The organism is Acidimicrobiales bacterium, from assembly GCA_036491125.1.
GTDB lineage: Bacteria > Actinomycetota > Acidimicrobiia > Acidimicrobiales > AC-9 > AC-9.
The window spans coordinates 1-9,661 of the sequence record DASXCO010000183.1; the positions used below are offsets into that span (position 1 = coordinate 1).

Consider the following 9,661-nt stretch of genomic DNA (forward strand, 5'->3'; position numbering starts at 1 on the left):
GACGCATCGATCGGCTTGTACTCGAGGTTGGCCGATGCCATCTCGCGCCCCCAGAACGTCGACGGGACCCGAACCGCAGCCTCTCGATTGTCGGGGCCCCAGCACACGTAGGCCGAGCTCCAGTGTTCGGGAAGGAGGCGCTGGAACGAGTTGAAGCTCGGGGCCGTCAGGCCGAGGAGGCCCGGAAGGTGGGCCAGGATACCGGCGACGAAGTACTCCGCGAGGCCGGACAGACCGTAGCGGCCGGCGTCGTCGTGGAAGAGATTACGGCGCAGAGCGCTGTCCCAGAGGCTGAGATGCACGTGGGCGCCGTTTCCCGCCTGGTCGGGCCAGGGTTTGGGGGCGAGGGAGGCGACCACGCCGTGGCGAGTGGCCACGCCCCGAATGGTCTCCCGGACCAGTACCTGGATGTCGGCGGCCTGGACCGCTGGGTGAGGGGAGACCGAGAGCTCGTGCTGACCGTGTCCGAGCTCGGAGTAGTACTGCTCGACGGCGATGTCCTGTTGCTCGAGCGCTTCGACCATGGCGTCGATGACGTCGGCGGCGGCCGCCATCCCGATTGTCGAGAAGCAGAGGCTGTGATCGATGGGAACAAAGGCCGTGCCGTCCTGGAGGGCCAGGCTGAACTCGCTCTCGACCCCGCACGAGAGCACCATGTCGCGATCGGCCAGGACGCCCGCCATCCTGGCCAGGAAGGGACGAGGGCCGGCGTCGTACGGCCGGCCGTCCAGCGCCACGTGGTCGGCCACCATTGCCGCGGCGTGAGGAGCGTAGGGGAGCACGACAAAGCTCTCGGGATCGGGCACGAGGCGGACTTCGCCGACCGGCCCCATGCCCTCCACGGGCTGAAGCTCATCGAGCGAGCTCATCGCCTGCATCGCCACGGTCAGCCCCACCCCCGTCCGCATGCGGTCGGCGAGACGATCGATGTGGACTGCCTTGCCCCGCACCGTCCCGCCGTTGTCGCAGTACAGGAAGCGGATCAGCCGCACCCCGGCCTGCCGGCAGGCGTCGACGACCTCTTCGATGCTCCTCGCCGTCGGCCCCCCGGCGCGTTCGGTGCCCACGGCGCGTCACCCTAACAACGGGCCCCGGCAGCCCAGGGGACCCAGTGGTGGCTCTCTTCCGGTCCCGCACGGCGACGTCAACTACGATGCAGGAAACACGGGCTGTGGCGCAGCTTGGTTAGCGCGCTTGACTGGGGGTCAAGAGGTCGCCGGTTCGAATCCGGCCAGCCCGACCAGAGGCCCCCAATCAGTTATCCGGGCTCGCCACCCCACGCACAATCATCTGCACCCGCTCGTCTGCCGCTATCTCGCTGGCCCGGCCCGAAAGCTCGATGTTGCCCCGCTCCATGACGTAGCACCGGTCCGACCGGTCGACAGCCCGCTCGACGCTTTGCTCAACGACCAAGACGCCGATACGGGCGTCCCTCAAGTTGGCAAGAGCCGCGTAAATTGTCTGCACAACGGTGGGCGCCAGCCCTGAGGTGGGCTCATCGAGGAGAAGGACGCCGGGCTCGCTCATGAGGGCTTGGGCGATCGCTAACATCTGCTGCTCACCCCCGCTCAGATGCCCGGCCATCCGGGTCTGGTAAGCCGACAGCACCGGGAACTGGTCGAAGGTCCTCTCTAGTCCAGCTGTGAGTGCTTGGGGCGAAATGCGGCGCCGGCGCGAGAACGCCCCGAGACGAAGGTTCTCAAGCACGGTGAGAGCCGTGAATACGCGGTGGCCCGCGGGGACGAAGGCTAGGCCGGCGGCCACGATCTGGGCCGGTCGAAGGCGAGCGAGGTCGGTCTTGTCGAGCATTACTCGACCGGTGAATTCACCGCGGCGCATCCCAGCAATAGCGGCGAGCGTTGTCGTCTTTCCTGCGCCGTTTCGACCCACCAAGGCAACGATCTCACCCGGGTTGACCTCCAACGAGACGTCCGAGACAACCTCCATTCCTCCGTAGCCCGCATGGAGATCCTCTACCTTGAGCCCCACTCCCTCGCCAGGGGCCGTCACCGCTCGATCTCCGCGACCTCGGTGCCCAGGAATACCCGAGCCACCTCGGGGTGCCGGCGGATCTCATTCGGCGAACCACGAGCCAGCTCGCGCCCACGGTGGAGGACTGTCACTTCGGCGGCGACTTCCAAGACGAGCGGAACGTTGTGCTCGACGAGGAGTACTCCGACGCCGTCATCGACAACCGCGTGGACAGCCTCGGTCAGATGGTCGAGCTCTATGGGGCTGAGTCCAGCCGCGGGCTCATCGAGCAGGAGGAACTGGGGTTCGAGGGCGATGGCGCGAGCCAGCTCAACGAGACGGCGAGTGCCGTGGGGTAACTCGCCTGCTAGCTCGTCGGCTAGGCGGCCGAGGCCGAGGCGCTCAAGGGCGGCGAGGGCCTGCTGGCGGGAGGCACGGTCGGCCCGCCGACCAGCTGGCAGGCGGACCATCGACGCCACGCCGGAGCAGGGACGGGACACCTCAGCGGCGGGCATCACGTTGTCGACAACCGTGCCCCGCTCGAGCAACTTGGGCGTCTGGAAGGTACGAGCCACGCCCCTTTGGGCCGCGTAGTAGGCGGGTCTGCCGTCGAGACGGTCATGGCCAATTCGGACTGATCCCGCCTCGAGCCGGTAGAAGCCAGAGATGAGGTTGAGCATGGTCGTCTTGCCTGAGCCGTTCGAGCCGATCAGCCCGTAAATGGAGCCCGGCTGTACCACGAGGTCGACTCCGTCCACTGCGACGACCCCACCAAAGCTGCGGCGGACGGCCTCTGCGACCAATGGCCCTCGCGTACGCTCCTCAGTCGATGCCGGGGCCCCCGCCCCGAGCGGATCGACTCCGGCCTCGAGACGAGGGCGTCGAGCCGACGCCACTGCGGCCCCGAGAGCTGAGGGAGTAGCACGCGCCGCCGCTCCCGCTTCGCCCGCGGTCGGACCGAGCGCCGGCCTCAAAGGGGCCCGTGGTCGCAGTGCCGGGACGCGATGGACCAGCCAGGCGCCCGTACCGACGAGGCCGTCGGGTAGCAGGATCGCAAATCCAATGAGCAGTACGCCGAAGATGATGCCCTCATACTGAGCCAGTCCCCCGAGGAACTGGCTCAAGCCCAGGATCAACAGTCCGCCCACAACCGGCCCAGTGACGCTGCCCAGCCCTCCGATTACTACTGCGGCAAGGAGATTTATGGAGAGAGTAACGCTGACGCTGCCGGGGCTGATGAACTGCTGGGTGTAAACGTAGAAGGCTCCACCCAGACCAGCAGGCAGGGCGCTCAGAAAGAAGGCCAGAAGCTTGGTTCGGTACCCGGCGATCCCGAGCGAGGCCGCGAGCTCCTCGCTGGTTCGGAGGACCACGAAGCGGTGACCGACCCGGGAATGAAGAAGGGCCCACGACATCAAGACCAAGACCAGCACGACAGCCAAGCTTGTCTCGTACAGGGGAAAGCCTTGAGGGCTCTGGTTGAAGGCGGGGTTAGCAACCAACGAGATACCGCTCGTCTTATTGGTCACGGCGAGCTGGCTGACAACGATGGGCACCAGCAGGGCGAAGAACAGTGTCATGTTGGCCAGGTAGAAGCCGCCTACCCGCAAGGCCGGCAAGCCGACCACCAGCCCGAAGATCCCTGCCGCCGCCACCGCGGCGAGACACATGAGGAGAAGGCCGACCTGGTGGGGATAGTCGTTTGCGAGAACGGCCGCGGTGTATCCGCCGACAGCGAAGATGGCTCCTGGACCGAGGGAGAGTTGGCCGGCGAAGCCCGTCACGATGTTGAGTCCGATGGCGACGAGCACGAGAGACAGGATGTATTCCAACTGGTCGAGCAGGTAAGTCTGAGCCTGCAGCAGGAAGGGAAGCACGACCAGGCCGAGTGCCAACAGCACCCAACCGCCCAGGCCCGCCAGGCTTCGTCGCTGCTTCGGGGTCACACCTGTCGCACCCCCCGGGCCCCAAACAGGCCCGTGGGCCGGAAGACGAGGACGATCATGAGAAGCCCCAGCCCGGCCAGCACGTCGTAGCGAGCAGTCACGTATAGATCAAAGATCTGCTCTCCCACACCCAGAGCCAGCGCTCCCACCAGGGCCCCCCTGATACTGCCGAAGCCGCCGATGGCAAGGGCGATGAAGCCCTTGAGCGTGTAAGCGAGCCCGACGGAGACGTCCGAGAACACGATCGGAGCCACCACAAATCCGGCAACGGCGGCTACCAGACCGCCGATAGCGAAGGCAGCGACACTCACCCGGGTTGGCTCAATGCCCCGCAGCGCGGCCACCTCCCGGTCCTCGGCGGCGGCGCGCATGGCCGTGCCGAACCACGTGCGTCGATAGAAGGCCTCGATCGCTACGGTCACCAGGACGAGTGCTCCGAACGCAAAGATGAACTTCGGGGCCGTGGTGATGCTCCGGCTCAGGTGGATCGCGGTGCTAGCAAAGGGGCTGGGCACGGCCTCGGGGGGCCGGTTGCCGTAAAGATTGGTCACCACGGTCTCGACAATCAGGGCGAAGGCCAGAGTGGCGATGAACCACCCGATGTTGTCCCCCGGGCGGCGTATGAAGGGCCGGACCACGAACCGTTCTTCGAACAGGCTGACGACCGGGATCCCCACGAGCACAGCCGCAGCGGCCGCCACCTGGGGCCAGTGCAGGACGTCGAGCAGGTACCACGAGAGCAGTACCCCCAGCATCACCAGGTCGCCTTGGGCCAGGTTGAAGACCCTGGTCGCGTTGTACACGACCGTGAACCCGATGGCGATGAGACCGTAAACCGAGCCGATGGCGATACCGGCGATGACGGCGTTGAGAAAGAGGCTCACAGGGGCCCGCCGGTCACGACGAGGACGGATGGCACGACATGCTCATCGTGGGCCGAGCCAGCTCTGACCGGATCTGCCTCCCGTCACCCGCCTGGGGCGACCAAAGGAAAGTCGAAGGGTCCTAACGGGGTCATCTTGCACATATGGATCTCCGACGGCGGCCACCCATCGTGGTTCGTGGCCGAGAACGTGTAGGCGTACTTGGGCCATGTGAAGGACCGGTTTTGCATCGACTCGATGTTCTGCTTGATGGCGTTCGGATCGAGAGTGTGCGTGCTCTCGATAGCACTCTTCACGATGAGGAGGTCGTCGTTGTAGATGGGCACCGCGGTGTCGGTGGGCGTTACCCCTATCTTCGATGTGACCGATTGCATGAGGTCGGTTACCGACGACGGCGGCTGCTCGCCTGACTGAAGGGAGATGCTGCAGTTGGAATACGTGGTTGGCGCTAGCGAGCCCAGGGACGAATAACCGACTAGGTAGGCCGCGGCGGTTGTGACGATGGGCGGGCTCCAGCCAATCTGGTGGAAGGCGTTGTAGACCTGGCCGAGTCCGCCCTCGGCGAGGAGGGCGACACCGTCCGCTCCGCTCGCCTGGAGCTGGCGGACCTGGGTGGTCACGTCAACAGCCGTTGGTGAGTACGTGACCGGACCAGTCGTCGTCAGGCCAATTGAAGAGGCAGCTGGCTTCAGATCGGCGATCAAGGAGTCGGCGAAGGCCGTGCCGTCGCTGATGATCCCGAGTTTTCCAAGATGCAGCTGGTTCTTGGCAAACTTCGCCATGAACTGGAAGGTCGGCTTGTTCAGCGGATAGTTATCGAAGAAGTAGGGGTAGACGTTTCCATTCGCCCACTGATCCTCTGGCTCGAGCATCACGACTGGGACCCGGCTCTTCATGAAGACTGGAATCGTCTGCTGGTTGGTGGCCGCCGTGCCGGCGTATATGACGGCGGCCACGTTGCTGCTCACCAGCTTGTTCGCCTGAGAGACTGCGGTCGCCGGGTCGCCCTGGTCGTTGAGTGCAATAAGGTTGATCTGGTGGCCAGCGATCCCGCCTGACGAGTTGAGTCGGCTGACCATCACCTGAAGCCCGCTCTGCTGGGCGAGCCCTATGGCTGCGAACGGGCCATTGAGCGTCAAAAGGGCGCCGAGATTGATCGGACCGGCTGGGATGGGTTTCGCGCTCGAGGAAGTCGTCGACGTAGACGAGCTGCCGCACGCCGCAGCTACCAGGGCGAGGACGGCTATCACGGCGGCGAGCCCACGCGGGCGTAGGCGATGCTTACCTCCTCTACTCAGACCCCTGCGTTGACGGAACACTGTGATGACCCAGGACATGACCACCTCCAGCTTTTTCCCGACCGCGGCCGCACCCCTCACCTGCGACCCCCACCCCACCCGTCCCGAACGAGGATCCCCAGCGCAAGGTGCTCCTCGACTGAGTAGCGACAACTGATCGCGAATCGGCCTTGCCCCTGATGGGGGCCTGCCAACTGCGCCGAACCTCTCGTCGCAACCCAATCGTGGCGATATGATACCCCGTCAGAGATCCTGCTTAACGCAAGCCCCGACGCAGCAACTCCAGATGGGCCCCGTCAGGTAAGCACCCCGCCGAGATCGATAAGGGGCGTTCCGAGGCCGCCCGCAGCTTGCCGGCCGACTTGAGATACTAAGGCCATTCGTTTCATTCAGGTTGATTGTCACATTGAGGAAAGGCCTCTGGCCTCCCGCGTGGGCCGTGTCGACGGCGGCGCAAAGCATGGCCGGACCAATGCCGGAAGTCGACAGGTAGGGCTCGAGAACAACCGACCCACGGCGGCGAGCCGGTCACCATCCAACCTGGACGCGTTCTCGGCGGCCGGACAAGCAGGGTCCTGCGCTGCATCGTGCAGAGCTACATGCCCCGCGATTAGGCCGTCATTTGTGGCTACCCAGGCGTCACACTCATAAGGTGGAGCGACAACCACCCTCGCCATGAAGCGTCATATGCTGACTTCCTCGACCCGCTGCAGGGTCGAGGGGCGGCAGGCGGCCCAATCCACCGCGGCCTCTAAATTCGCCCGGGAGCCGGCATGAAGATCTGGGACGCGAGTCGGGCACAGTTGTGGGCGTACGTTATGGGGCACTTCGTGAGCGACGACCAGAAGGCCGAGCGAGCGCATCACCCCGACCGGATCGCCGGGAAGTGTTGCGGGCGGTGTGCTGCGTGAGCCTTCGGGACCGAACCGGCGACTAGGGCTGCGAGCCGGCCGTCCCCTCTGCAACCCTTACCGGCCGAGCGATGCTCGGGGGTCGCGTCCCATGAAGGCGGCGAGGCGCTCCCAGTCGTCGGCGCCGAGAGGCGGCGGCACCTCCGTCCCGAAAGGGGCTCCTGGCTCGACCATATTGCGGTACTGGGGCTTGATCATGGCCCGCGCACCTTCGAGTGCCGGCAGCCCGAGGGAAGGGTCCAACCTGTCGAGCTGTCCCGTGGCGCGGGCCAGGTCCCAGGCGTGGGCGCCCAGCTCGGCCAGGTACATGTCCACCACGGTGGCCCCGGTGTACTCCTCGCCCCACGGCATGGTGAACCACGACGATAGTGCGGCCTCGTCGCCCCACGCCTCGGCCGCCTCCATCGCAGCGCGACGTAGCTGAGCGGGCGCGTCGGACGGCTCGACATGAGGGGACTCGTCTCCCGGCGGGGGTGCCTGCCCTCGGCCGAGAGCGGCCGCCCGGTGGCCCGCTTCGACGAGGTGGTCGATCAGTCCGGCCACGTCATATCTGGGGCATGGCGTCGGGTCGCCGAGCCGCTCGAAGTCTATTGCTGAGACGATTACCGCGGCGTTCTCGTACGAAGCCAACAACCTGCTTCGGCGGTCAGCGTCGGCCATGCAAGTCCTCCTCGGCCACACGGTACCTGAGCCCCTGGCGCCGGTTAGTGAGCGCACAGAATGACGACGCCCCCAGCACTACGACGGGCGCCCCGAATCGGCCACTTGCCCCGCCCGGTTCCCTCCGCCGCCGGCCGGAGGACGCAGAATATTTCGCCCAGGATCCGGCGTACTGGGGCACGCCAAGAGCGGAGCCGTCTGAGTATTAGCGGGCGCGTGTTCGCCACCGGCGACCGTGAAACCTCAAGGCACACCGAGTAGTCGTTCGGGCGTCGTCCGCATCCGCCGCGAGCGAACGTCCCCCAGGTTGGCCCGGACTCGTAGGAACGCCGTATTGTTTACAACGATGGCGACTGGGGGCACGCTCCAGCGGTGGCTCGAGAAGCACGTCTTCAATCCTCCAAACCGCCTGGGGCTTCGACTGGGAATGTCGCCTCGGGCGTTCGCGCTACTCGAGACCACGGGCCGCCGGAGTGGGCAGCGTCGGCTGACCCCAGTGGGAGATGGCCTCGAGGGTTCAACGTTTTGGGTGGTATCAGAGCAGGGCCGGCGATGCGACTACGTGAAGAACCTAGTGGCTAACCCCAGCGTGCGAGTGAAGATTGGACGGCATTGGTATTCGGGGTCGGCGACCATAGCCGCGGATGATGACGGCCTCGCCCGTCGTCGAAGGATTGACGAGTCCAATGGCGCGGTGGGTCGTGTTGATGGCGTCATCTTCCGCGCCTCTGCGAGCGAGCCCCTCACCATTCGGATCGACCTTGATGCCGCTCCGCTTCGCAAACCGGCTCGTCCGCGACCCTGAGCCGGCAGCGATCAGGGACATCTTGTCCAACTTTTCGGGCGCACGTTCTGGGACATTTCTCGGCTTCCCGAAGCCGGACTGGCGAGCGCAACACCGTCGATACAGGCACCTGAAACGGGGGCGTCGGCGGCAGGTGGCTAGTCTAATGGGTCGCTCGGCCCTCGGCTCGGCCTGGTCTCGTTCGAGGAGCCTCAGGCTCAGGTTGTCGATCCGTAGCCGGGGAGGGACGTTGCCCACCACTGCGCCACCCAGGCTTCCCAAGAGTCGAAGCCCGCCGGTGGGGGGTCGATCTGCGATGTCTCGAGCTCGGTCGCGTCCGGCGGCTGAAAGGTCTGCTGCCACCGTTCGAGGTCCGCCTTGGTCATCCCGAAGGTAGTTGCGGCGTCGGTCTCGGAGCGAGCCTGAACCCGGCGCCACTGCTCCTCCTCTTCCACCTGCAGGTAAACCAGCTCGCTGGTTGCTCCTACCGAGGCTGCCAACGCTCGCAGCGCCGACCGTTCGTCCTTGCCCCACACGCCGAAGTCGAGCACGACGTTGACCCCAATCCGCAGCGCGGACAACGCCAGCCAGATCAGGCGCCCCTCCAGGACGTTGCGCTTGCCCTCGGGCTGGCCTTGTCCGAAGAGTGGGATCATCCACTCGTCGGGAGTCAGGCGCAGAGCGCTCCATGCTGAAGCAAGCTCACGTGCCCGGCTCGTCTTGCCCGAGGCGGGAAGGCCAACTAGCACGAACATGGTCGACCGGCCATCCGCATCGGCCGGGGTCCCGTGGACGGGTTCATGGCGCCCGGCTCGAGAGCCCGCAACGCGTTCGAAGGGTTCGTCGCGACGAGTTGTCGGTCGCGGCTCGGGGCGAGCATCCTCTGACATTCGCTCTCCTGTGGATCGACGGAACGCCGGGCCAACGGAAGCGCAAACCGCGAACCCGACAGTGAATGGGCCGACGGACGCGGAGCCCCCGGGGAGAACCGGAGGGATGCTCGGGTCTAGTTCGAGCGAGTGGGTCGCGCCGCCGTCAAGCGGTGCGAATGCGAATCGACATGCTCATCATCGACCGGAAGGGTACTCGCCTCTGACCGGCCCGCGCAGAGGTCGCCAGGGCGATGACCTCAGATCACTGGCCCTCCTGAAGACGGCCGTGATCAACTGAGACACAGTACGTGGCATACCCGGCGTTCAGTGGCAGC

7 protein-coding genes and 1 tRNA gene are annotated in these 9,661 nt (G+C 65.8%); 1 reads left to right on the top strand and 7 read right to left on the bottom strand.

Annotation, left to right across the window (positions count from 1 at the left end; genetic code table 11):
- Positions 1 to 1,067, bottom strand: a 1,067-nt coding sequence (locus tag VGF64_14910; protein ID HEY1636053.1) for a glutamine synthetase family protein, incomplete at its 3' end; no start/stop codon positions are given.
- Between the two features lie 98 nt (positions 1,068 to 1,165).
- Here VGF64_14910 and VGF64_14915 point away from each other — a divergent pair.
- A tRNA-Pro gene (locus tag VGF64_14915) sits at positions 1,166 to 1,243 on the top strand.
- An 11-nt stretch (positions 1,244 to 1,254) separates the two neighbouring features.
- On the opposite strand, the gene VGF64_14920 is transcribed toward VGF64_14915, so the two are convergent.
- From VGF64_14920 to VGF64_14945, 6 genes are all read right to left on the bottom strand, one after another.
- Positions 1,255 to 2,010 (bottom strand): ABC transporter ATP-binding protein, encoded by a 756-nt coding sequence (locus VGF64_14920; protein HEY1636054.1) that lies wholly within the window; start codon positions 2,008 to 2,010, stop codon positions 1,255 to 1,257.
- A complete protein-coding gene (locus VGF64_14925; protein ID HEY1636055.1) occupies positions 2,007 to 3,917 on the bottom strand; it encodes a branched-chain amino acid ABC transporter ATP-binding protein/permease in 1,911 nt (636 codons plus the stop codon). Before VGF64_14925 ends, VGF64_14920 begins: the two co-directional genes overlap by 4 nt.
- Positions 3,914 to 4,801, bottom strand: a complete 888-nt coding sequence (locus VGF64_14930; protein HEY1636056.1) for a branched-chain amino acid ABC transporter permease — start codon at positions 4,799 to 4,801, stop codon at positions 3,914 to 3,916. Before VGF64_14930 ends, VGF64_14925 begins: the two co-directional genes overlap by 4 nt.
- An 83-nt stretch (positions 4,802 to 4,884) precedes the next feature.
- A complete protein-coding gene (locus VGF64_14935; protein ID HEY1636057.1) occupies positions 4,885 to 6,180 on the bottom strand; it encodes an ABC transporter substrate-binding protein in 1,296 nt (431 codons plus the stop codon).
- Between the two features lie 887 nt (positions 6,181 to 7,067).
- Positions 7,068 to 7,670: a TIGR03086 family metal-binding protein gene (locus VGF64_14940; GenBank protein ID HEY1636058.1), complete on the bottom strand. Its 603-nt coding sequence runs from the start codon at positions 7,668 to 7,670 to the stop codon at positions 7,068 to 7,070.
- Between the two features lie 1,002 nt (positions 7,671 to 8,672).
- Entirely contained in the window at positions 8,673 to 9,209 is a 537-nt protein-coding gene (locus VGF64_14945) for an ATP-binding protein (GenBank protein HEY1636059.1), read from the bottom strand.
- Positions 9,210 to 9,661 lie beyond the last annotated feature (452 nt).